This window comes from Fibrobacter sp. UBA3718, assembly GCF_002371935.1.
In the GTDB taxonomy this organism is placed as follows: Bacteria; Fibrobacterota; Fibrobacteria; order Fibrobacterales; family Fibrobacteraceae; genus Fibrobacter.
This window is the reverse complement of record NZ_DFHR01000024.1, coordinates 85,803-108,527: the sequence shown is the minus strand read 5'-3', so window position 1 is coordinate 108,527 and position 22,725 is coordinate 85,803. Positions and strand designations below refer to the sequence as shown.

Here is a 22,725-nt window from a genome sequence, read left to right as displayed (position 1 = left end):
TCGCGGAGGAAGATTTCCTTGTTGCTGTAAAGGGAGTTGATCATCAAGTTCAGCATGTCGCGAACTTCGGTCTGGAATTCCATCTTCTCTGTTGCCATTTTACGTCCTTTCCTTTTTGTCATTCCCGCGCAGGCGGGAATCTCCGTTATGTTTAATTTTCGAGCGGCTTAGACTGCCAAGATGTTTCAAAATGAAACAAAACAACGGTCCTGCCTTGTTTTCGCTATAGAAGATGCAAGAACCGTGCCAAAAATGGTGGGAAAACTACCGGAGGGCGTTGCCTAGCCAAACTCCCAACATTCTAGCGGCAGTGCCGTATTGAAGGTATCCGGCGATAAATTCTAAAGCGAAGATGGGAATGCCGATAGCTATCCCGATGCGTTCCCGTTTTTTGAAAGCCTTTTGGTCATAGTTTGGAACGGCTTTCTTGAGTAGAACGAGGCCGAGTTTTCCGATGAAAAACCAATAGAACAGGCAGACGATAATGACAATGATGGCATATAAAAAGGGACCGAAGGCTAATCCAGAATAATTAGCCTTTGAAAGCATGTAGAATAAAGATTTGGACACGCACTCAATGCCGAATAGGGGCAAAAAGAACTTTGTGCTGAACTTGTCGGTTTTCTTAAGGTACTTGTAGTGGCATAGCCACGAGACGAAAACTCCGGCCAGAATGACACTCCACAGGACGCCTTTTTGACGGAACTGTTGCTCTATGGCGATGTCCTGTTCTTGCCCGGGCCCTATGACGGCAACGGTATCACCCGGTTCAGGAGAGGTTTCGCAAGACTTGATGTCTGACGCACCGGCATCGGGCAAAGTTTCTGTTGCAACAGGCGCTACCTGCTCCACAACGGTCTGCTTGACAACCGGCGGCACGGCAATGCCAGGAGAGGCTTGCGCAGAAGCCTTTTCGGTAAGGGACGGAGCAGGCTCCTTGTTCAGCGGATGCTCTGGATTGAGTGCGTCACACCAGAGGCACCGCGGCATATCGTCTTCGTATTTTCCACCGCATTTATAACAAACAATCATGCGATTGATTCCTCCTAAACCCAATAATCTCCCTTTACGGGACTAGATAAAGATCAGTCCGAGGATACCCACGGCCCATACGTACCAGGCGAAGTGCTGGAACTTGCCCTTCTGCAAGAAGGTCATGAGCCACTTGAGGGCGATGATGCCGAAGATGAAGGACACGAGCATGCCCACCAAAAGTTCGGGGGTAAAGCCACCGGCATCGGCACACTTCAAAGCCTTTTCCGGGTTCTCGAGGGCCATCTGGGCGACCTTCTCGGCGCTCTGGCATTTGGCCCACTTGATGACGTCGAGGAGGGCTGCACCACCCACGGCGGGGATGCTCATGAGGAAGCTGAATTCGCCAGCGTACTTGCGGTTCACGCCCATGAACATCATGGCGCTGATGGTGGAGCCGCTGCGGCTGATGCCCGGGATGCAGGCGATACCCTGTACCACGCCAGTCACGAGTGCTCGCCACCAGTTCATCTTGACGCCAACGCTCTCCGGATGCTTGGCGCCGGTCGGGCCCCACTGGGAGGTAAACAGGAGCAAACCCGTAAAGAGTTCGGCCACGCACACGGCCCGCGGGTTCTCGAAAAGGCCTTCGAGCAAGTCCTTGAAGCCGAGGCCGATCATCGCTGTCGGGATGCTTGCTAGAATGATGTAGCCTGCTTCGCGCAACTGGTCCGGATTACGGCGGATGCAGCCCACGATGATGTCGGTAATCTTCTTGTGGAACACCACGAAGATGGAAAGCAGCGTTCCGGCATGGAGCATGATGTCGAAGAACATGCCCGCCTCGTTCATGCCAAGGAGTTCGTGGCCCAGCACGAGGTGGCCGGAGCTGGAAATGGGGAGGAATTCGGCGAGGCCCTGCAAAAGGCCGAGGATGATGGATTCAATCATGGATGGAAATATAGTATTTTGCTATCTTCTGCGACATGTGCAAACGGTTTCTCCTGTGCTTTCACGATTTGAGCGTCTGGAATTTCCGGACGGTGGTTCCGGTCTTGGGAACGTTGAAAGACCTTTGCGGACGCGCATTCAGCGTCCTCGTGATTCCCTGCACGGACGGAGCAGACGAACGGACTGTCTCTGAATTCCGGGAGGCGCTGCATCTCCTTGTCGCTGACGGCTTTGAACTTTCGCTCCACGGTTACAAGCACAAGGCCGAATTCAGCCAGGGCCGCAGCTATTTTGGTCTCATGAGCATGAACCTCACGGGAGGCGAGGCGGAATTTGCCGGCCTTAGCGAGTTCGAATCCGGGAGGCTCCTGCGCGAGGCGGAATCCGCATGGAAGCAGCTGTTTGCGGGGGGCGAGAGGCCTGCCGCCTTTATCCCGCCCACCTGGTACAGCAACAGGTTCCTGCCCCATCAGGTCCGGAACATGGGTATGCTGTACGAGAACAGGTTCATGGTGGTGAAGGCCAACGGCAAACGCTATTTTTCGCCGGTGACGAGTTTTGCGGGCATTCCCGATGCCTTGATGAACACGGCCTTCGGGTTCGGCAAGTTTATTCTGGACCTGCCGGTGGGGCTTCCGCGGATCGCGCTTCATCCGGTCGACTTCCCGGACCGTAAGGCCAAGGTCTATGACCTGGTGCGTGCGGCGCTCGGCAGCGACCGCAAGCTTGCGCTTTACAGCGAACTCTAGCCGCGGCGAACCCTAGCCGCTACATGCCCGGAATGGTCACGGTGTAGGTGGCCTTGTGCCTGCCTTCGTCGACTATCTGGATGGTGATCTTTTCACCCTCGTCCGGGAGTCTCGCTCCTTCCAGGATAATTTCGCGCGGTTCGGAGTCGTATTCGGCGGCAATCCAGTTCTTGCCGGATTTTACGGTGATGGAGTTCCCGTCGGGGATTCCGTCGTATTTGAAGTTGACTGGAATCTTGAGGGCGGGCTGGTGCAGTCCCCCGATAATCATGTTGTCCCAGTAGGGGAACCCGAGCGTGGGGGGATCCTGGTTGTCGATTGTTGCGATGTCGCGGAGCTCGTTCATGCTGGCGCAACGCTTCTTGCCGGAGGTCTGCTTGCTGAAGATAAACCAGTTGCGGCTCGTCTCTCCAAGCCAGTAGAGCGGGGCCTGGGCCGTATGCGCATCGATGCAGACTTCCCACTTGCCGGTAAACTGCAGTCCCTTGGGGTGGAACTCGTAGAAGTTCAGGCTGTCGGTGATGTTTTTCGTGAAGGCGAGGACAGGAGTCCCGTCGTTCGTCTTTACGGCCATTCCGGTCACCTTCTGCGAGATTTCGAAATCTTCATCCTTGACGGTCCAGCTGGCGGAAGATGCGCCCTTGTTTAGCGTGGTCATGTAGATGGTGTTCTCGCTATTGCCGTTGGAGTAGGCGATCTTCGTGGCGGCAGGGAAGGTTGCCGCAATCTTTCCGAGGAACGTCAACTTGTGGGGGAACACCTTGCAGAGATTCTCGCTGAGCGTGTTGCCGTTCTTGTCGAGAGCCGCGAAGGTGAAACTCGAATCGCAGCGGCCGAGGTCGAGCGCCGGCCTCGAAAGGTAGGTGATGAGGGGTGTCTTCTGGAAGTTCTGTTTCTGGAATTCGGAGTTGTCTTTGCAGTGGGAGCGGATGGAGAACTTCTTCGTGGTCACGTTGCCGGCGTAGTCTTCCACCTCGATGCGGTATTCGGACTGCGGCGGGAAGAGGGCATCCAGGTGGTGCCAGTCGCCTGCGGTGTCGGCTTCCTCGGCCCACAGGAGTTCGTCGCGGATGCGGAGCTGCTTGCTGAAGGGAATGGTATCCTGGATTTTGCTGTAGATTTTTTCGTCGTAGCGGAAAACTTCGATCCTGCGGATGGACATCGGATTTTCCTTGGGCTCGCGGCTGTAGTCCGCAATCTTGAAGGAGATGTGAACGGGAGCGTCGTTCTCGAAGGTGTTCTTGATGGGAGTCGCTATGCATCCTTTGTCGAGCGCCTCGGTTGACGTGAATGCCACGTCGTCCTTGTAGGTGACCGCTGCCGCGAAAATCTGCGGAGCGATGGTGTCGAGGCAGAGCGCGCCCTCCTTGCAGGGCGAGAGTCCCTTGTTGTCGGCGGTCCGGACTTCCAGGTGCAGGTGCGGGTTCCCGATGCCGGTGCTGCCCGCGAAGGAGAGCGTGTCGCCCTTCTTGAACGCGACCTTGGGCGAAATCACGATGTCGTTCTTCTTGGTACTGTACATCTTCTTGTATACGAGTTCGTCGAGCTGGGCGCTGAAGCTGCTCTGGTGCGCGAACACCCATGTCTTGCCGCTGTTGCCCTTGAAGTAGAGCGCTTTGCCGTAGCCGTAGGGGGATGTCTTGATTTCGCTTGCGATGCCGTCCTCGGGGGCGTAGATGACCCAGCCTTCTTCCATCTGCGTCGAATAGTCTATGCCCATGTGGTAGCGCGTCCCGCGGTTCTCGCCGAAGCTGGACGTGAGGTAGGCATCGCGCTTGAAGGGACTGTATTTCTCGTTGGGGTTGATTACCTTGAGTCTTGGGACTCCGTCATCCTTCTTGTCGCCTGTTCCCGGGATGGGCAGGTTGTGTTCGGCGAGGCAGTCCTCGTAGGCGAAGGCGTCCATCATCTTTTCGTCGCATTCTTCCGCGAATGTGGCCGTAAACCCTGCGCAAAGGCAGAGCGCGAAGGCCTTGCGTGCGGTACCGATAAGTTTGTATGAAATGTTCCTCATGTGCTGAAAGATACAAAAATCTTACGGCATGCCGGAGTTTGTCTGTGCGAAGGGCATAAAAAAAGACCCGCTTTTAAGCGAGTCTTTTTAGTGGAGCTAAGGAGAGTCGAACTCCTGACCTCCTGCATGCCATGCAGGCGCTCTACCAACTGAGCTATAACCCCGAAAGGTGAGCCAAATAGAGAAAAATATTTGGCCCTTGTCAAGGGGGCAGAAGACTTTTTTTTCAAAAAATCTCCGCCGCCGTGAAAATTATGCCTTCTCGATGGTCACGGACTCGATAATCACGTCATCGAAGGGGCGGTCGCTACGGTCGGTCTTGACGCCTGCGATTTCGTCCAGAACCTCGAATCCTTCGTAGAGCTGGCCGAACACGGAGTAGCCGTCAGCCGGGCCGGGGCCCACCTGGTCGTGGTCCAAGAAGTGTACGTTGTCGCCGTGGACGATGAAGAACTGGCTACCGATGCTGTTCGGCATGGCGGTCTTTGCCCAGCTGAGGGCGCCGCGCATGTGGGTGAGGCACGGGTCGTACTTGTCGCCGATAGTGGTGCCGGGGCCCTTGGCGGAATGCCCGCCGGTGCCGTTCCTGCGGGTGAAGTCGCCGCCCTGGATCATGAAGTCCTTGATGATGCGGTGGAACGGGGCGCCGTCGTACTTGCCTTGCTTCGCAAGTTCGATGAAGTTCGTTGCGCATTCGCCGACGCGGTCTTCGAAGAGGCGGAGCTTCATTACTCCGTGGTTGGTGGTCATGATGGCGATGGTTTCGCCCGGCTGCGGTTTATCCAGCTGATTGAACATGTAAACTCCAGTGGTTGATAGCTTGTTTCTCTTTGCATTGTATATATACAAAAATAAGGTGCAGTTTTCCTCTTTTTCTATAAAAAATGCTAGATTAAAACACGATATGAAAGACAACTGCAAACGTATCCAGGAATTGCTTTCCGCGCAGGCCATGGAATTCGCCCTCGACGAAATGGCCGCGAAAATCGCAAAAATGCACCCGTCTGCCGAAAACCTGATTGTTCTCGGCATGGCAAGCCGCGGAATCCCGCTGGCAAAGAAACTGAGCGACAGGCTCTCGCAAAAATTCGGCAAGCCCATTGAGATGGGCTGCCTTGACGCGACATTCTACCGCGACGACTTCCACTACCGCAAGCCCAGCGCTTCCACCGAGATGCGCTTTACCGAAATGCCCGCGACCGTCGAAGGCAAGACGGTTATTCTTGTGGACGACGTGCTCTACACAGGTCGCTCTGTCCGTGCCGCCATGCAGGCGATTTTGGACCTCGGGCGCCCCGCCGCCATCCGTCTTTGTGTGCTGGTAGACCGCGGTCACCGCGAACTCCCGATCGCACCGGATTGTGTGGGGCTTACGGTCGAGACGGCGCAGAACCAGGAAGTGCGCGTGATGATTGAACCCATTGACAGTGAAAATTCCGTTTATCTCGTAGAAGTGGAGGCATAGCGTGAGCGCGCTTGAGATTAAACACCTTTTTGGACTGCGCGGGGTATCGAAGCACGATATCCGCATGATTCTCGATAACGCGAAGCAGTTCCGCGAAATTCTGGAACGCCCGGTAAAGAAGGTTCCGAGCCTGCGCGGCATGACGGTTGTGAACCTGTTCTTCGAGAACAGCACCCGCACCCGCACGAGTTTTGAACTTGCAGAAAAACGACTCTCTGCAGATACGGTGAACTTCACGAGTTCGAACTCCAGCGTGAAGAAGGGCGAAACGCTTGTCGATACGCTCCGTAACATCGAGGCCATGAAGATCGACATCGTTGTCGTCCGCCACAAGGGGACGGGCGTCCCGAAGTTCCTCGCTGACAACAGCAATGCGATTGTCGTGAACGCGGGCGACGGTGCGCACGAGCATCCCACACAGGCTTTGCTCGACATGCTCACCATCGAAGAGAAGCTCGGAACTCTCGAAGGCAAGAACGTGACGATTGTGGGCGATATCCGCCACAGCCGCGTGGCCCGCAGCAACCTCTGGGGCATGACGACGATGGGTGCGCACGTGACGCTCTGCGGACCGTCCACCCTGGTCCCGCGCAATACCGAACTCATGGACAAGGTCACCTGGGAGAGCGACGTGAAGAAGGCAGTGAAGGATGCGGATGCCATCATCGCGCTCCGCCTGCAAAAAGAACGCATGGACGATGCGCTTCTCCCGAGCATGCGCGAATACCGCAACACCTTCGGTATCACGCACGAACTCCTGGAATGCGCGAAGGACAAGGTGCTCATCATGCACCCGGGCCCGATCAACCGTGGCGTGGAACTCGACAGCGAAATTGCCGACGGGGAAAATTCAGTTATCCTCAATCAGGTGACCAACGGAGTGGCTGTGCGAATGGCTGTTCTCTTCCTTTTGGCTGGAGGTCGTGCAAATGCGTAATGTGGTTTTGAACAACGTTCGCCCGTTCGTGGACGGGAAGTTCGGCGAGCCGACGAAGATGTGCCTTGTGGATGGCGCGTGGGCAGATTCCGCTCCCGCAGAGACCGACGAATTCGATGCGAAGGGCGCTCTTGCAATTCCTGCGCTCTTCGGCCTCGGCCTCGACTTCAAGGAACCGCTCCGCGACGATATCTACACGTTCAGGGACGGAGTCTCTGCTATGCGCCGTGGCGGCTTCTTCGGCGGGCTGTACGAAAGTTCTGCAAACCCGATTGACGATTCTCAGAAACTCACCGCGATGCAGCAGCTGAGTGCGAAGTCCGGCATGGAGTTCGCCTTCTTGGGAGCCTTCAGCATGGGCTACCAGTGCAAGGACCTGGCCGAAATGGTGGAACTTGCCCAGGGCGGCGCCGTCGGTTTCGGGGACGGCAACAAGGACTGCTCCCGCTCTCGCTTTTTGCGCCTCGCGATGGAATATGGTTCCATGACGGGCAAGCGATTCTTCTTTATGCCGCTCGACGATTCGCTCCGCCACCACGGGCTTGTGCACGAGGGCTGCTACGCCGACACGCTCGGCATGAAGGGAATTCCCCGTATCGCCGAGACGATTGCCGCCTTCAGGATTCTAGAAATGGCGCGTTTCCTCAAGGTGCCGGTGCATTTCAAACAAGTTAGCTGTGGCGATACGCTCAAACTTATCGAGACGGCGCGCGCGCAGGGCGTGGACGTGACCTGCGACGTGGATATCTACCATCTGCTCCTGGACGACTCCTGCCTGTTCGACCTCGACTCGCACTGCAACGTGCCGATGCCGTTCCGTTCTGCCGAAGACCGCGAAGCCTTGTGGCAAGGGCTCGAATCGGGAATCGTGAATGCAATCAGCATGAATCACGACCCGGTGTTGCGTCAGGACAAGGAAGTGAATTTCGAAGATGCGGTGCCGGGAGCGGTTTCGCTGGAGATAGCGCTCGGCGCTATCTGGAAACCGCTCTGCACGCGGCTGTCCGCCGCGCGCGCGGTGGAACTGCTTTCCACCGCTCCGGCACAGTTGGCCGGCGCCTGCCCTTCCGCTATCGCGAAGGGCGGACGGGCGAACCTGGTCCTCCTGGACCCGGACCGCCCGACGAAGGTCGTCCCGACCTTGTTCGCCGGCCAGACGCGCAACACGCCGCTTCTGGGCAAGGAAATTCCGTCTTCCATAGTCGCCTCCTACATCGGCGGGGTGTGGACCGAGGTGTAGCCTATGATTCTGCCGTCTCATCTCCTATTGATAGTAGTGCTCCTGATTTTGGGGCTATTGCTCCTCGTGTTGGTGGAAATACAGCGTTCCAACGACCGTCGCGAGAACGAGGAGATGTTCGGCACGAAGGATTTCGACCTCAAGGTGGCGGAATACAACCTGAGCCCGAAGGAAATTCGCACGCTCGAAAAACTGGTCCGAGCCTCCAAGTTCGAGAACAAGGATGCGGTGCTCAACTCCTCGCATCTGTTCGAGGCTGCGGTTTCGGATTTCTACGAGTTCCGTAACGTGGACGATGTTCGCGACGAGACGCTCGAAGCCGTGGCGCGGCTGCGCGACAAGCTCAAGTTCGATGCGGCAAACCCGTTCTCGGTCATTGCCAGCACGCGCCAGTTCAACGTGGGGAACCGCGTGGACCTGCTCCTGGATAGTGGCGGGGCCAAACTCAAACATTCCGAAATTGTATGGCGTGCGGAGAAGGAATGGGGGGTCTCGTACGACGGAAGTTTCGGCCCGGCGTCCTCCTTTGTGGGGCGCGAGGTGAAGGTCCGCTGGACCCGTCCTGAGGATGCCGTCTATTCTACGACCATCAGGGTTGCGAGGTGCGAACCGGGAATCCTGGTGCTCCGGCATTCCTGCCAGCTTGAAAAACAGCAGCTGCGTCGCTGGCGCCGTGAAATCGTGAATTTCGATGTCGAGGCGGAACTGCCGGACGGGAAAAAGTGCACCGGCCTGCTCTACGACCTTTCGGCGGGCGGTATCCTTATCGGGCTGCCGGTCGAGTGCGCAAGCGGACAGCATATACGGATTCATTTTGAGCTCCCGAGCTTCGGCCCGGAAGATGTGGAAATTGAGATTTTGCGCAGTTTGGGGCAAAAAAACGCTGAACATCCCGAGTTCTATTCCATGACGGCATCCTTCTCCGGAGCCTTCGGTTGGACCCAGGAAAGGGTGCTTCAGTACATATTTGAGCTCCATAAGTCGAAAAAGGGCTGAAAAACACCCCGAAAAATGCGCTAACTATATAATTTTCAATGACTTAGACGTTTTTTTGCTTGACATTTCGATTTTATAAAGGTAGAATTAGGATAGTACTGTTTCCGATCGGAGTTTTACTTTGGCTTTAGGATTAATTGCTCGAATTCGCGGTGAACGCGAGACAATCGGCATCGATGTTGGCCACTACAGCATCAAGTACGTGAAGGTTTACCATAACAGTCGCGGAGGCCGAGTTGTCGTCGAAATCGATACGGAGCCCGTTCCTGAGGGCGCCATTGTCAACGGAGAAATCCAGCGCCGTGAAGGCGATGAGGCCCCGACGGGCCCTGACGGCAAGAAGGAGAAGGATGGCTACGAACTTCTGAGCGAAGCCCTCTCCAAGCTGATGCTTCGCCATCCGCGCGACCCGAATACGGACCTTGTTGCCTGCGTGAACTGCGGTGCTGGCGCCGGTGGCGTGCTGGTGGACCGCCTGAGCGTCAAGGTCCCGAAAAACGGAAACGAGGCCGCCATTATTCTTCAGACCGCGCAGTCCCGTCCGCCCTTCGACGACCAGGACAACGTCATCGACTACGAGGTCGAGTCCAGGGAAGGCGACGAGGTGAAGGCGAACGTAGTCGCCGCGAAGAACGCACTTCTCGATTCCTGGGCACAGTTCTTTACCATCAAGGGACTCAAGCTTACCGCGATGGATGTAGATATTTTCGGTCTCCTGAATGCGTTCGTGGTGACCGCGTCCGAGGACGACCTGAAGCAGACGACCGCCGTTATCAATATTGGCGAGAAGAAGATGAGCATCGGGTTCATCCAGGGGGGCAAGTTCCACTCCATGCGTGCCATGACCGGCGGTTCCATCGATATGATTATCGCAAAACTCGGCGTCACGCTGGGCATCGATGCCGCGAAGTGCCATCAGTTGTTCGAAACGGGCGATCTGGGCATCGTGGACGGGTATTCCGAAGCCGAAGTGGAAGAAGCCCTGAAGCTTTCTTTCGAAGACATCATGGCGCAGGTCGAGTTCGGTATCCGCTACTTCTCCTCGTCCGAAGACTCCGAACCTTTGAACAAGATTCTCTTGGGTGGAGGCGGAGCTTCCATTCCCGGGCTCAGGGCTTTTATTGCCGAGCATTCCGGTGTCGAAACCGATACGGTCAACCCCTTCCGCTATGTGGAATGTGACGCGAGCGTCGTTGGGGAGTCGGGCGTGTCGCTTGCGCTTTCTAACATCCTGGCGCCCGCTCTGGGCCTTGCAATGAGGAAATTCTAATGGCTGCTAAAAAGACAAAGAATGTAGCGAAGAAATCCCTTTGCATATCTATTAACCTTTTGCCCGGTGAATACCGCAAGGCGCAGAAGGATTTCTCGTGGATCACGGACCGCCGTGTGGTATGGCCTACGGTGGCAATGATTGTCGCAATCGTTGCGGCGATGATGCTCTACTCTTTCACGACCGAAACGATATCGGGTCTGCAAAGCGATGTCGAACGCATCAAGTCGGAGGTGGAACGCGAACGTCCGCTGCTCACCAAGATTGGCGAACTCGAACAGAAGCAGGCGATTGTCAATACCAAGATCAACGCGCTCAAGAGCATCCAGGTGAGCAAGAAGCGCTGGGTGGTGCTGTTCGAGAACGTATCCTCGGTGTTGCCTCCCAACATGTGGCTCACGAGCCTCAACCAGGTATCGGAAAACGATCTCGAAATGAAGGGAACGACGTTCGACTTCTCCGAGGTGGCCGAGTATATGGTCAAGCTCGAAAAGCAGGTGAGTATCGACAAGGTTACTTTACTTACAATCGCCACGACGAAGGTCGATGGCGAGGAAGCCTACAGCTTCACCATCAAGGTTGTCCTGAAACAGGATCTGGGGGAGGGCTAGTATGGGAAATATAGATTTCAAGGATAAGAAGAACATATACGCGATAGTCGTAGTCCTTTTGCTTTTGGCTGCGGGCTATTGCCTGTATTCTTATGTGTGGGATCCGTTCGTGCAGGACCGTGATCGACTCGAACGCGAACGCGATGCCGCACAGTCGGAACTCGACAAAATTAATGCAAAGAAGCACCGCATTGCCGAACTCGAACTGCAGCTGGTGCAGGCCGAGAAGGACTTCGAAAAACTGAAGGAGATGTTCCCCGAAGAGGAAAAGGTCCCGCTGCGTTTGCAGGACCTCTACGCCGTGCTCCGCAGCTCCGGCGTGCAAATTCAGAGGTTCAACCCCGAAGGTTCTTCGCCGAAGGAACACTACGTGGAAAACCGCTACTCCATCGCGGTCAATTCCGGTTACCACATGCTTGGCTACCTGTTCGCCGAAATCGCAAACTTCAACTATCCGACTGCGATTACGAACCTCCGCTTGAACCGCTACTCGGGAATTGCTGCAGAACTCCAGAAGGCTGAAACGCACGGCTGGACGCCTATTACGGTGTCGGTCTCGTTCAACCTGACCACCTATACATCCAAGAAGGTTGCCCAATGATAAAGAACAAATTAATTGCTTTGTTCCTGTTCGTCGCGGTGGCCGCCAATGCAGCCCAGATCAAGGATGTGCGTTTTAACTGCGATTCCAAGAAATGCGCGATGACGTTCCAGTTTGCGTCGGATTCCGATTTGCCGACGTTCTTCCAGAAATATGACGCCAAGACCCACAGGCTCACGCTCGGATTCTCCGCGACGACTTTCGCCCTTGGCGAGGGTGTGTTCGATGTGGACGCCTCCAGCGATTGGGTGAAGGCTATCCGCGTTTTCAAGGAACCGTTCCACGGGACGGATTTCTTGAAGGTGGAAATGGCTGTCGGTTCGGCCATCAATACGGACAAGAATGCCATTGCTCTTGAAAAGTCTGACTTCAAGCTGACTTTCAACGGCAAGAACGGAAAGTCCTGGACGCTCTCCAAGTTGTTTGCCGACCGCAAGAAGGCTGCCGAGAAGCAGGCCGCGCTCGACAAGAAGGCAGCGGAAAAGGCCGCCCTCGAAGAAAAGAAGCGCCTCGCCGAAGAGAAGAAGGCCGCTGCGAAGCAGGCTGCGCTTGACAAGAAGGCAGCGGAAAAGGCCGCCCTCGAAGAAAAGAAGCGTCTTGCCGAAGAAAAGAAGGCCGCTGAAAAGCGTGCCCTCGAAGAAAAGAAGGCTGCAGAAAAGGCTGCTCTCGAAGAACGCAAGCGCGAAGCTGCCGAAAGGAAGGAAGCCGAGAAGCGCGCCCTCGAAGAGAAGAAGGCTGCGGAAAAGGCTGCGAAGGAAGAAGAAAAGCGTCTCGCCGAGGAACAGAAGAACCTTGACAAGGCCATCAGGGAAGGTGGCAAGATTTCGGCGCTGCTTCCGAACCTTAAGGAAATGACGGTGCTTGTCGGCTCGGGCATGGAACAGTTCCGCCTGGTGGCGACGACTCCGATTGAAATCCAGAACGTTTCTGGCCCGGACAAGGCGGCCGTCATCACGATTGGCCTTGCGGGTCCGCAGAAGTCCCCGATATTCAAGATTGGCGCAGGCACTCTCGTAAAGCATGTCACCTGGGGCGCAAACGGTCTCAAGGTCCAGCTCAAGGCCGGTGTTGCTCCGGTAATCGTGGTGCAGGAAGGCGCCCTGATTTTGCAGGTCCGCGAAACGACCATCAAGAAGGACGGGTTCCTTTTCTGGAGCGCCCATCCGGATGGAATTTTCGTTCGCGACTGGATGAAGTCTTCCGAAGAGAAGCCTTCGTTTGAGTCTTTCGTGAACAAGCACGACAAGGAAAGCAAGAAGCTGGTCTCTGGCTCGCAGACATTCCACCTGCGTCCGGTCGTCCGCGAACTCATCGTCGTCGCCGACGAAATCGAACTCTTTGCCGCGCCCAACGACAATTCCCAGGTGCTGAAGCGCCTTACCTTCGGCGAACGCCTGGTGAGCCTCGACGTTTCGGGTCTCTACTGCAAGGTGCAGCACGGTAGCCACATCGGTTTCGTGAACAAGCGCGCCGTGAGCTACATGGACGAACTTTCCGCCGTGCAGATTGAACGCCTGAAACAGGTCGACAAGGAAAGGGGCGAAATTGTTTCCGAGGGTGGCGAGGTTGCCGGAAGCCAGCTTGATGGCCTCTATGATGACCGCGTTACTTACAGTTCTTTCGGCCGTCGCGACCCGTTCGTCGAAATCAAGGGCCTTGTCGAAGAAGGCATCAACATCGACCAGGTCGAACTTGTCGGTATCATCTGGGAATCCGATGTCCCGATGGCGCTCCTCGTGGAATCCAAGAATCCTTCCATCTCCTACACGCTCAAGGAAGGCGACAAGATTCTCAACGGAAAAGTTCTTAAAATCACACAAACAGACGTGCTCTTCCTTATTCAAGAATTTGGCGTGAGCCGTCGCTACTCTATGGGTCTTCCCGATAAATTTGGGGGTCAAAAGTGAAAAAGCTGATTAAAATACTCATGGTCCTGTCCCTGGTTTTGGGACTCTCCTCGGTCTGTGCTGCCCCCGCGTCGGGTTCCGTGGAACCCAACAAGAAGCTGTACGACTTCTCGTTCGTGGATACGGACTTCAGTGCCGTGTTCCGCTCGGTGTCCGTGGTTGCGGGTGTCGATATCTTGCTCGCTCCCGATGTGAAGGGCAAGATGAGCCTCAAGGTCACGAAGAAGACTTGGCAGGAAACACTTGACATTATCTGCGAAATCAACGACCTGACCTGGGTTATCCAGGACAAGTACATCGTGGTGCAGCGCTTGAGCACTTACCAGGCGAAGCAGAAGAAGATTGCCGACGAAGAAAAGCAGCAGGAAGATACGGCTCCGCTCGTCCGCAAGAACTTCCAGATTCACCACGCGAAGGCCGATGAACTCGTGAAGGTGCTTGAAAGCATGAAGAGTGGCCGTGGCCGCATTACGGTCGTGGAACGCACGAACTCCATCATCGTCTACGATACCGATTCGAAAATCGAGCAGATGGAAAATGCCCTTACCGAACTCGATGTGGAAACGCTCCAGATCATGATTACCGCGAAACTCGTGGTGGTGAACAGCCAGCGCGCCCGCGAACTCGGTGTGGACTGGACGGCTACCATGGGCAATGGAACCGTGCTTACGCCGGGAACTGCGAGTGCTGCGAACGGAACCGCCGCGAATGCTACCCGTGCCGGAGCCGTGGTTCAGTCTTTCCCGAACAACGGTGTTTCGCCTGCTGTGAGCGGCGCTTCCACCGCTATTACCACGAGCCTCCTCGACAACCATCTCCAGCTTGCGATTTCGAACTTGATGGGCGACGCTTCGACCGAAGTGCTGGCGTCTCCGCAGGTCTCCACCCTCGACAATACCGAAGCCCAGGTGTTCATGGGTGACAAGGTCTCTATCCGCGTGATTGACGACAGCGGTGAATCTTCGACGCAGCTCGTGGAAACGGGTATCAAGCTGACGGTGACCCCGCACGTTTCGGGCGACAACCGCATCTTGCTCGACCTGCATCCCGAGAACAACTCCTACGATTACGACTCCAAGGGCGAAATCGTGATCAGCACTCAGGAAGCGAAGACGAAGGTCGTGGTGGCCGACGGCGAAACCGTGATTATCGGAGGCCTGACCCGCAACGAAACCCAGGAATCCGAAAGCGGCATCCCGTTCCTCAAGGATATCCCGTTCTTCGGCAACCTCTTCAAGTATTCGCGCAAGTCCGTCACCAAGAAGGACCTCGTGATTTTCGTGACGCCGCGTATCATCCGCAACTACATCGGCAACGTGGATATCTCTGAACCCGCTGCCGAAGTGAAGGACCAGCAGGAAGCCCCGCAGGCGAAGAAGGTTGAACAGCCCGCGCAGGAAGCGGCTCCCGCGGCTCAGCCTGCGGCCGAACCCGCTCCGGCTCCTGCCGCAGAACCTGCCCCGGCTGCCGAAGAGCCTGCTCCGGCCGAGGAACCTGCTGCCGCTGCTCCGGCTGTTCCTGCTACCGAAGAAGTCCAGGACGACTGGAACTAAGTCGTTCTGTCAAGAACTTAAGAAGCCCGCTTCCAGCGGGCTTTTCTGTTTATTCAACGCTTATGCTTGCGTAAGCGCGAGGCAAGTTTGCTTGCCGAAGTTTATTCTCGTTGTTCGGGAGAGCAAACCCCATAGGTGCTCTCCCTAGTTTCATTACCGGATAACGAGGGCCGCGAGCGCGAGTTCCTGCGCAATGCGGGTGCTGCAGAGTCCGCTTTTGAATTCGTAATCGAGGTCGGCGAGTCGGCGGATGACGCGGCAGAGGAGCGGCTTGCTCCAGCGTCGCGCACATTCGGGGGCGCGGCCTTTCACGTTGAAGATGTAGTCGTTCTTGCCGAGTTCTGCGGCTGCATCCTTCGGCGTCATCCCCTTGTCTAGGAGGGAGGAGAAGTTCAGCAGGTCGACGGAGTAACGGTAGAGCGAACCCGCGATCTGGATGGCGTTCACTCCGTTGTTCAAGAGCTCGTTGAGCATGCGGGCGTATTGTTTTGCGTCGCGCAGCCCGAACGAATCGTTGATTTCGTACGATACCATCTCGCGTTGCGGCACGATCATGGTGCGGACGAGGTCGAGCGTAATCTTCTTGCAGTCCGGAGCGAAAAGCAGCACCTTCTCGACTTCTTCGCAGACGAGCTTGGTGTCGGTGCCGAGAGCCTCGGCGAGGTAGCGGCTTGCGTCGCGGTCAATCGCCTTGTTGAAGTGCGAGGGGATGGCGGCGTCGATCCATTCGGCCATCTTGTACTGCTTGGGTTCCTCGAATTTCTCGATTTCGCCTGCGCCCTTGAGCGCCTTGAACAGTTCGCCGCGGGCATCGAGCTTCTCGAATTCGAAGAGGAGCTTGCACTGGGGATTGTGGCTCAGCCACTTGGCGAGGGCCTTGCTGTCGTCTGCCTTGAGCGCTTCGCCCTTGCGGACGACGACAACCTGTTCGGGGGCGAACATGGAGACGGAATCGCAGGCGGTGATGACGGCATCGGCGATGGAAGGGATGTTGGTGTCCGTGGCAAAGAGGATTTGCCTGGACATCGGGTCGTCCTTGCGGTCGCCGAGGGCTTCCTCGAGGAATTTCCCGATTCGAGCTTCCTTGCTGAATTCGTCCTTGCCGATGAGCGTGACAATCATGCGGGTTGGGGGTACCTTAGCTGAAGTCGACGATTTCGAACTTGTTGACGCCTCTCGGGGTTGTCACCTCGACGGTTTCTCCCTTCTTCTTGCCCATGAGGGCGGCGCCGATGGGGCTCTTGAAGCTGATTTTGCCGTTGAGGGCGTCGGCTTCTTCGGGGCTCACCAGCTGGTAGACGACGTTTTTCTTGGTCTTGGCGTTGATGAGCGTGACCTTCGCGCCGAAGCGGATGGTGTCGGAGTTCGGGTCGAACGCGACGACTTCGGCCCTGGCCAGCTGGTCCTGGAGCTTGGGCATTTCGATATTGTCGATGGAGGCGAGACGTTCCTTCGCGGCATGGTATTCGGCGTTCTCGCTCAAATCGCCCTGTGCACGGGCATCAACTAATTCTTGCAGGACGCGCGGGCGTTCTACATTTTTTAAATTTTCGAGTGCTTTGACGAGCTGGTCGTAAGCTTCTTGTGTAAACGGGATCTTTTCCATGCTCTACAAGGTAAAAATTTTAACGGGCGTTGCGAGCCCCGAATCGCAAAGAAAGCTTCTTTTTAGGAGATACTATGTACACTGTGCTGGAAAAAGGCGGCGTTTGCTCCCCCAAGGGCTTTACCGCATCTGGAATTTGCGCTGGCATCAAGGCCAGCGGTAACGCCGACATGGCGCTTTTGAAAAGCGAGAAGGCGGCCCGTTGCTTCGCCGTCTTTACCACCAACAAGGTGAAGGCCGCTCCGGTACTGTACGACAAGGCTGCGCTTGAACATGCCCATTTCGCGACTGCGGTCGTAGTGAACAGCGGCAATGCGAACGCCTGCACCGGCGAACAGGGCTACAAGGATGCCGAACGCATGGCCGTGATGACCGAAGAGGCCCTTGGCCTTACCCCGAAGAGCGTGCTCGTTTGCAGCACGGGCGTGATTGGCCACCTGATGCCGATGGACAAGATCGAGGCGGGAATCCCGAAGCTCGTGGAAAAGCTGCACGCCGACGCTTCCGAGGAATTCGGGCGCGCGATCCTCACGACCGACCTTGCCCTCAAGAGCCACGCCGTGGAAATCCAGACGGAAAAGGGCGTGATTACGATTGGCGGCGCCTGCAAGGGTTCGGGCATGATTCACCCGAACATGGCGACGATGCTTGCCTTCATCACGACCGATATCTCGCTCCCCATCGACTTCTTCGCCGAATTCCGTGCCGACATTGCGGATTCCTTCAACGCGATTACCGTCGACGGCGACACCAGCACGAACGACACGTGCATCTTGCTTGCGAACGGCATGAGCGGACTCCGTTACGAAGACCTGAGCTTGAGCGAACAGGGCGAGTTCCGTGCAGCCCTCATGCTCATCATGCAGAGCCTCGCGAAAGACATCGTGCGTGATGGCGAAGGTGCCACCAAGCTTATCGAACTGCGTATCGAGAAGGCCGAAAGCCACGAAGAAGCGCTCCGCATGGCCCGCTTCATCGGGACATCCAACCTCGCGAAGTGCGCGATGTTCGGTGAAGACCCGAACTGGGGCCGCATCCTCAGCAGTGCGGGTTCCAGCGGTTGCAACATGGTGGCCGAACACACCGACCTGTACTTTGGCGACGTGAAGGTGCTTGAAGGCGGGCGCCCGCTCCAGCTCGACGAAGCTCAGACGGCGGCACTCCATGCTGTGGTTCGCCAGCGTGAATACAAAGTAACGCTCGTGCTCAACATCGGTCAGGCATCCGCAAGCGCGTTCACCTGCGACCTGAGCTACGGCTACGTGAAGATCAACGCGGAATATACGACGTAGTTGTTAGTCATTAGTTATTGGTCATTAGGATTGTAATGGCAAAGCCCTCGGCAGCGACCGAGGGCTTTACTTATAAAGTGAAAAGACTGAAGTGAGAACGCTAGCTAGTCTTTCAGGCAGCGGAGGCTCGCTCCGAATTCGGGATTGAACTTCTCGAACTTCGCGATGTCCTTGTCGTGGTAGAACACGAGCACTTCGCCTTCGGCCGTCCAGAGGTAGGCCTTCTTGCCGGCGTCTTCGAACTTGCGTTCCTTCAGCGGAACATCGCTCTTTGCGAAGTGGGCGCCACCGGCCTTCACGCCGAACCCGAGCTCGTCCTTGCCGTTGCCGTAGTCATTGCCGCCTTCCTTGATGGGATCCCAGCCGAAACCGGCCTTGAGCACGGTGCCGACCTTGCCGCTTGTCTCGGCGAAGGTGAGGAGCGTCTTCCATTCTTCCTTGGTGGGCATGTGGAAGCCGTCGAGGCAGGCCTTCTTCGCGTTCTCGAAGTTGTAGAGGCGGCCCCAGTGGTTGCACTGGTTGCACACGGAACCTTCGAAGGTGCCGAAGTTCATGTTCTCGGCGGTCCACACCTGGGTGCCGATGCGGATCCACTGGTAGGCGTAGCCGTCGCGCGGGTCCTTGTAGCTGCCGTCTGTCGCGGGAGAACCATCCGGATCGTACATTTCGCCGAATTCAATCTGCTTGTTCTTCTGGTATTTGGCCTTGGAAGCGAGCTTGCCGTTCTTGTGGTACTTGACGACTTCGCCTTCGATGTAGCCGTCGGCATACGGAGTTTCGGCCTGGAGGGTGCCGTCTTCGTAGTATTCCTTCTGCACGCCTTCCTTGCGGTCTGCGTTGAAGTTCGTTTCGCGCCTGAGGGTTCCGCTATTGTAGTATTCCTTTTCGATACCCTGCTTCTTGTCGTTGACATAGGTGGATTCCATGCGCACCTTGCCATCGGAAAATTCCTGCGTGCGGATGTCGTCGCAGGCGGTGAAAGCGAGAGCTGCCGTAAGCGACAGGCCGATGAGCAATGTTCTCTGTTTCATTTGGATCTCCTTGTTTTAGAATTCAATTTTTCCGGCAGTTGCCAAGAGCCCGATGATGTAGAGCATGCCGTCGTAGTAGCGCCAGAAGCGGAACGGGACGGAAAGTGCCGCGAGGTCTTTGACGAAAGGCTTTACCAGCGGGTCTTCGGAATCGAGGACTTGTGTCGCGGCCGCGTTCATCGCGATGATGCCCGGCGTAGCGTTGCGGCCCTGGCGCGGGTAGGGCCCGCCGTCGGTCGCGTAGTCAGAGAGGTAGGGCCTCCTGTTCTCGAAGAAGTTCAGCAGGCGCGTGCAGATTTCCTTTTCGCTCTCGTCGCCGCCAAAGAGTGCGTAGTCGAGGCTCAGGTTGAGCGCCACGCGCCAGGCGTCGCCGCTGAAGCAGTTGCTCTCGGGAAACCAGGGCATGGCTTTGGGCGTGCCGTCGTATTCGGAGTAGTCGCCGCAGAGGCCCGTTTCGGGGTGGGCGGCTTTCTTCAGGTACTCGATGCTGTTTTTTGCAATCTCGAGCCACTCGCTATCGCCGGTCGCATCGGCGTAGGCACGGTAGAATGCGATGGTGTGGTAGCTCGGGTCGGTAAAGTCGTTGCCGAGCACGGGCGAGAACTTGATGAGTTTACGTTCGGGGTCGATCATCGGGCCGACGAGTTCGTTGAACGGCTTGTTCTTGATGCAGTTGATGAGCTCGATGGCCTCCTGCTTGTAGTCGTCGCGGCCAAACTTCTTTGCGGCGATGAGGAGGGCTGCCGCGATGTATTCCTCGCCGTCGGGGGCTGCACCCGGGTCCATCATCGAGAAGTCGGTGGTGGAGACTTGCCAGGAGTAGTAGCCCTTGTGCGGGCCGTCGTCGTTGCGCAGGTATTTCTTCGCGAAGTTCCAGAGTTTCTGGAAAAGCTTGTCGTGGCCGGTGAGGGCGGCAATGAACATGCCGTAGCTCATGCCTTCGGAGCGGATGTCGTCGTGGCCGATGTCGATGATGTATGCCATGTCGTCGGCGGCCTCGAAGCACACGCGCTCGTCGATGGGGTCGCCCTCGAAGAGTTTGCTGAATGCGTTCTGGATTAGCTGGTCGGCGAAGTTCGGGCCGTAGCCTGCTTCGACGAACATGTCGCGGGGCTTTTTACGTTCCATATAAAATCCTCTATTCTATTATCTAAAATAACTTAATTTGCCCCGTATGCAAAACCGCTTTTTGAAAACAAGTGTAAAAAAATGTGTGGAAATTTCGTATTTTTACAACGAGAGGTATTTATGGCAGATATGTTGATTATTGGTCAGGGCCCAGCGGGCGTTTCGGCATCGCTTTATGCGTTGCGTGCCGGCTTGGACGTTATCTTGGTCGGGAAGGGCGCCGGTGCGCTCGAAAAGGCGCACATGATAGAGAATTATTACGGCCTGGAGAAACCGCTGACGGGCGCAGAACTCTATGAGGTGGGCAAGAACCAGGCCGAGCGGCTCGGGGCGAACCTTGTAGAGGACGAGGTGACCGACCTGTTTTTCGACGGGAAGGAATTCGTGGCGACGGGGCTCAAGGGCGAGTACCGTGGTCGCGCGTGCATCATGGCGACGGGTTCTGCCCGCAAGAAGACTCCTCTCCCGGGTATGGCCGAGATGGAAGGCCACGGCGTGAGCTACTGCGCGGTGTGCGATGCGTTCTTTTACCGCGGGAAGGATGTCGCGGTTCTTGGGTCGGGCGAGTATGCCCTGCATGAATGCAATGAACTCCTGAATGTGGTCGGAAGTGTGACGCTCCTTACGAATGGTGCGGAACCGACGGCTGAATTCACAGACAAAGTAAGAATTGACAAGCGAAAGCTCGCGGGCCTTGTGGGCGAGGGAACGTTTGGCGGCGTAAAGTTCGATGATGGCGAGGAACTGAAACTCGACGGGCTGTTTGTCGCCCTCGGCAGCGCAAGTGCCATGGATCTTGCGCGGAAGGCGGGAGCCGCCTTCGACGGCGGCAGCGTCGTGCTGGACAAGGATTACATGACGACGGTTCCCGGCCTGTTTGCCGCGGGGGACTGCACCGGCGGTACGTTGCAGGTTGCTGTCGCCGTGGGCGAGGGCGCCATTGCTAGCCTTGCCGCCATCAAGTATTTGCGCGAGACTCGATAAGCGCTATATTTTTGGACGCATTTTTTAAGGAGGACGAATGCGTGTCTTGAAAGTTTTGTTTGTATTGCTTTTGCCCGTGATGTTTGTCGCCTGTAGCGATGACGATAGCGGCTTTATCTCGCGTCCGGACGGGAAGGATTCTTCGCCCAGCGTCACACCGAAGTCGAGCGATAGCAAGACAAGTGTGCCCACTGGAACTATGACCGACTCCCGCGACGGCCAGACGTATAGGACCGTGAAAATCGGCACCCAAACTTGGATGGCCGAAAACCTTAACTACGCATACACCGGTGTCCCTTATAACCATAGTGGCAACACCCTCGATTCTACTAGTTGGTACTACGACAACGACGCATCCTACAGCACCAAGTACGGTCGCCTATACACCTGGGCTGCAGCCATGGATAGCGTTGGTACGTGGAGCACAAACGGCAAGGGCTGCGGTTACAGTGTAATCGGTATGACCTGCTCGCCGGACTATCTGGTACGTGGTGTTTGTCCCGAGGGTTGGCACCTGCCGGACTCCACGGAATGGAATACGTTGATTACGACAGTTGGTGGTTCCAGTACAGCGGGTAAGGTACTCAAGTCCACTAGCGGCTGGAACAGCAGTGGCAACGGCACCGATGCTTTCGGCTTTTCCGCGTTGCCCGCCGGCTTCAGGGACATCTTTGATTACTACAGAGAGGGTGACGTAGTGAGGTTCTGGAGTTCTACTGAATACGATGGCTACAGCGCGTTCTTCATGGACTTGTACTACGACCTCGACAATGCGGGACTGACTCACAACGGCAAGTACGAAGGGCTTTCTGTTCGTTGCCTTAAGGACTAGGGCGTAAACCTTGCCTTCCCAAAAATAGACCGGCAATGACAGCTTTTAACCGATTTGGTCTGCTAAAATGTCAAAATGAAGGCTTTTAGCCCTCCCTTGTCTCACTTATCAAGCCCTTGGTATTTTCTTTTGGGCTTGTTGTCCTTTCCCTTATTCTTTTTCATGCTCTTTAGCGCCTTGTCGAAATCGTCTTCGACCACGTATTCGTATGGCTTGGCTCCAGGAGGGAGCGCTCCGGCATTGCACATGATGAAAATGGCAAGGCCGAACCAGATGGTAGAGGGCAGGGCTAGCATGCCGAAGAGCGTGGTTTCGTCAAAATAGATGTTGTGCCCTACGACTAGGGTAGGGTACAGTAGGACAATCGCGATAATCTTGATCTTCAGTTTGGTGAGCTTGAACTTTTTCATAGCGTAGTCAAAATTTAGTTTGATAAATCCAACTTGGCCCGATAGGGTCTTTTTTTTGTTAATGCTCATCTGAACACCAAAACGAAATCGGACCTCGGTACGAGGTATGCTTTCTGTAAGTTTTCCGGTTTCTGGGGGCGATATTCCAAAATTTTATTGCCGTAGTGGTAGAAAAT

22 protein-coding genes and 1 tRNA gene are annotated in these 22,725 nt (G+C 56.0%); 13 read left to right on the top strand and 10 right to left on the bottom strand.

The annotated features are described in order from the left end of the window. Nucleotides 1-264 precede the first annotated feature (264 nt). Both B4A77_RS10935 and B4A77_RS10930 read right to left on the bottom strand, forming a co-directional pair. Nucleotides 265-1,032: a hypothetical protein gene (locus tag B4A77_RS10935; protein ID WP_290729031.1), complete on the bottom strand. Its 768-nt coding sequence runs from the start codon at nucleotides 1,030-1,032 to the stop codon at nucleotides 265-267. 42 nt (nucleotides 1,033-1,074) lie between these two features. Then, on the bottom strand, nucleotides 1,075-1,923 hold the full coding sequence (locus tag B4A77_RS10930) for an undecaprenyl-diphosphate phosphatase (RefSeq protein ID WP_290740662.1): 849 nt from the start codon (nucleotides 1,921-1,923) through the stop codon (nucleotides 1,075-1,077). Nucleotides 1,924-1,958: 35 nt separating this feature from the next. On the opposite strand from B4A77_RS10930, the gene B4A77_RS10925 reads away from it, so the two are divergent. Further along, on the top strand, nucleotides 1,959-2,672 hold the full coding sequence (locus B4A77_RS10925; protein WP_290740660.1) for a DUF2334 domain-containing protein: 714 nt from the start codon (nucleotides 1,959-1,961) through the stop codon (nucleotides 2,670-2,672). A 19-nt stretch (nucleotides 2,673-2,691) separates the two neighbouring features. Here the strand turns inward: B4A77_RS10925 and B4A77_RS10920 are convergent, their stop codons facing one another. The 3 genes from B4A77_RS10920 to B4A77_RS10910 form a co-directional block, all read right to left on the bottom strand. Further along, nucleotides 2,692-4,686, bottom strand: coding sequence for a M23 family metallopeptidase (locus B4A77_RS10920; RefSeq protein ID WP_290740657.1), 1,995 nt, complete (start codon nucleotides 4,684-4,686; stop codon nucleotides 2,692-2,694). Nucleotides 4,687-4,777: 91 nt separating this feature from the next. Then, nucleotides 4,778-4,850, bottom strand: a tRNA-Ala gene (locus B4A77_RS10915). Between the two features lie 88 nt (nucleotides 4,851-4,938). Next, on the bottom strand, nucleotides 4,939-5,484 hold the full coding sequence (locus B4A77_RS10910; RefSeq protein WP_173382523.1) for a peptidylprolyl isomerase: 546 nt from the start codon (nucleotides 5,482-5,484) through the stop codon (nucleotides 4,939-4,941). A gap of 106 nt (nucleotides 5,485-5,590) precedes the next feature. Here B4A77_RS10910 and pyrR point away from each other — a divergent pair, with 106 nt between their 5' ends. The 9 genes from pyrR (at nucleotide 5,591) to pilQ (ending at nucleotide 15,266) form a co-directional block, all read left to right on the top strand. Continuing rightward, the gene (pyrR, locus tag B4A77_RS10905) at nucleotides 5,591-6,151 is read left to right on the top strand and encodes a bifunctional pyr operon transcriptional regulator/uracil phosphoribosyltransferase PyrR (RefSeq protein ID WP_290723254.1); all 561 of its coding nucleotides are present in this window, start codon (nucleotides 5,591-5,593) and stop codon (nucleotides 6,149-6,151) included. 1 nt (nucleotide 6,152) lies between these two features. Further along, nucleotides 6,153-7,088: an aspartate carbamoyltransferase catalytic subunit gene (locus tag B4A77_RS10900; RefSeq protein ID WP_290740654.1), complete on the top strand. Its 936-nt coding sequence runs from the start codon at nucleotides 6,153-6,155 to the stop codon at nucleotides 7,086-7,088. After that, complete coding sequence (locus B4A77_RS10895; RefSeq protein ID WP_290740651.1) at nucleotides 7,081-8,328, top strand: dihydroorotase; 1,248 nt, start codon at nucleotides 7,081-7,083, stop codon at nucleotides 8,326-8,328. Before B4A77_RS10900 ends, B4A77_RS10895 begins: the two co-directional genes overlap by 8 nt. Before the next feature lie 3 nt (nucleotides 8,329-8,331). Next, on the top strand, nucleotides 8,332-9,324 hold the full coding sequence (locus tag B4A77_RS10890; protein WP_290729021.1) for a PilZ domain-containing protein: 993 nt from the start codon (nucleotides 8,332-8,334) through the stop codon (nucleotides 9,322-9,324). A gap of 121 nt (nucleotides 9,325-9,445) precedes the next feature. Beyond that, entirely contained in the window at nucleotides 9,446-10,594 is a 1,149-nt protein-coding gene (gene pilM, locus B4A77_RS10885; protein ID WP_173365119.1) for a pilus assembly protein PilM, read from the top strand. Continuing rightward, entirely contained in the window at nucleotides 10,594-11,205 is a 612-nt protein-coding gene (locus B4A77_RS10880; RefSeq protein WP_290740649.1) for a PilN domain-containing protein, read from the top strand. The genes pilM and B4A77_RS10880 overlap by 1 nt, the downstream gene beginning before the upstream one ends. Nucleotide 11,206: 1 nt before the next feature. Then, a complete protein-coding gene (locus B4A77_RS10875) occupies nucleotides 11,207-11,806 on the top strand; it encodes a type 4a pilus biogenesis protein PilO (RefSeq protein WP_173365121.1) in 600 nt (199 codons plus the stop codon). After that, nucleotides 11,803-13,713 (top strand): hypothetical protein, encoded by a 1,911-nt coding sequence (locus tag B4A77_RS10870; protein WP_290740647.1) that lies wholly within the window; start codon nucleotides 11,803-11,805, stop codon nucleotides 13,711-13,713. The genes B4A77_RS10875 and B4A77_RS10870 overlap by 4 nt, the downstream gene beginning before the upstream one ends. Continuing rightward, on the top strand, nucleotides 13,710-15,266 hold the full coding sequence (pilQ, locus tag B4A77_RS10865) for a type IV pilus secretin PilQ (protein ID WP_290729017.1): 1,557 nt from the start codon (nucleotides 13,710-13,712) through the stop codon (nucleotides 15,264-15,266). The genes B4A77_RS10870 and pilQ overlap by 4 nt, the downstream gene beginning before the upstream one ends. Nucleotides 15,267-15,419: 153 nt before the next feature. Here pilQ and holA read toward each other — a convergent pair whose 3' ends face one another. Continuing rightward, nucleotides 15,420-16,388, bottom strand: a complete 969-nt coding sequence (gene holA / locus B4A77_RS10860) for a DNA polymerase III subunit delta (RefSeq protein WP_290729015.1) — start codon at nucleotides 16,386-16,388, stop codon at nucleotides 15,420-15,422. A gap of 16 nt (nucleotides 16,389-16,404) precedes the next feature. Next, nucleotides 16,405-16,872 (bottom strand): transcription elongation factor GreA, encoded by a 468-nt coding sequence (greA, locus tag B4A77_RS10855; protein WP_173365124.1) that lies wholly within the window; start codon nucleotides 16,870-16,872, stop codon nucleotides 16,405-16,407. Nucleotides 16,873-16,946: 74 nt separating this feature from the next. Between greA and argJ the strand changes: the two genes are divergently transcribed. Next, nucleotides 16,947-18,164, top strand: coding sequence for a bifunctional glutamate N-acetyltransferase/amino-acid acetyltransferase ArgJ (gene argJ / locus B4A77_RS10850; RefSeq protein ID WP_072808701.1), 1,218 nt, complete (start codon nucleotides 16,947-16,949; stop codon nucleotides 18,162-18,164). Nucleotides 18,165-18,268: 104 nt separating this feature from the next. Here the strand turns inward: argJ and B4A77_RS10845 are convergent, their stop codons facing one another. After that, nucleotides 18,269-19,195 (bottom strand): FISUMP domain-containing protein, encoded by a 927-nt coding sequence (locus B4A77_RS10845; protein WP_290740644.1) that lies wholly within the window; start codon nucleotides 19,193-19,195, stop codon nucleotides 18,269-18,271. A gap of 15 nt (nucleotides 19,196-19,210) precedes the next feature. Further along, a complete protein-coding gene (locus B4A77_RS10840; RefSeq protein ID WP_290740640.1) occupies nucleotides 19,211-20,323 on the bottom strand; it encodes a glycosyl hydrolase family 8 in 1,113 nt (370 codons plus the stop codon). A 120-nt stretch (nucleotides 20,324-20,443) separates the two neighbouring features. On the opposite strand from B4A77_RS10840, the gene B4A77_RS10835 reads away from it, so the two are divergent. Together B4A77_RS10835 and B4A77_RS10830 are read left to right on the top strand one after the other, a co-directional pair. Then, the gene (locus tag B4A77_RS10835; protein WP_290729009.1) at nucleotides 20,444-21,307 is read left to right on the top strand and encodes an NAD(P)/FAD-dependent oxidoreductase; all 864 of its coding nucleotides are present in this window, start codon (nucleotides 20,444-20,446) and stop codon (nucleotides 21,305-21,307) included. Between the two features lie 37 nt (nucleotides 21,308-21,344). Beyond that, nucleotides 21,345-22,139, top strand: a complete 795-nt coding sequence (locus B4A77_RS10830) for a fibrobacter succinogenes major paralogous domain-containing protein (protein WP_173365129.1) — start codon at nucleotides 21,345-21,347, stop codon at nucleotides 22,137-22,139. A 101-nt stretch (nucleotides 22,140-22,240) separates the two neighbouring features. Here the strand turns inward: B4A77_RS10830 and B4A77_RS10825 are convergent, their stop codons facing one another. Continuing rightward, entirely contained in the window at nucleotides 22,241-22,549 is a 309-nt protein-coding gene (locus B4A77_RS10825) for a hypothetical protein (RefSeq protein ID WP_290723236.1), read from the bottom strand. Nucleotides 22,550-22,725 lie beyond the last annotated feature (176 nt).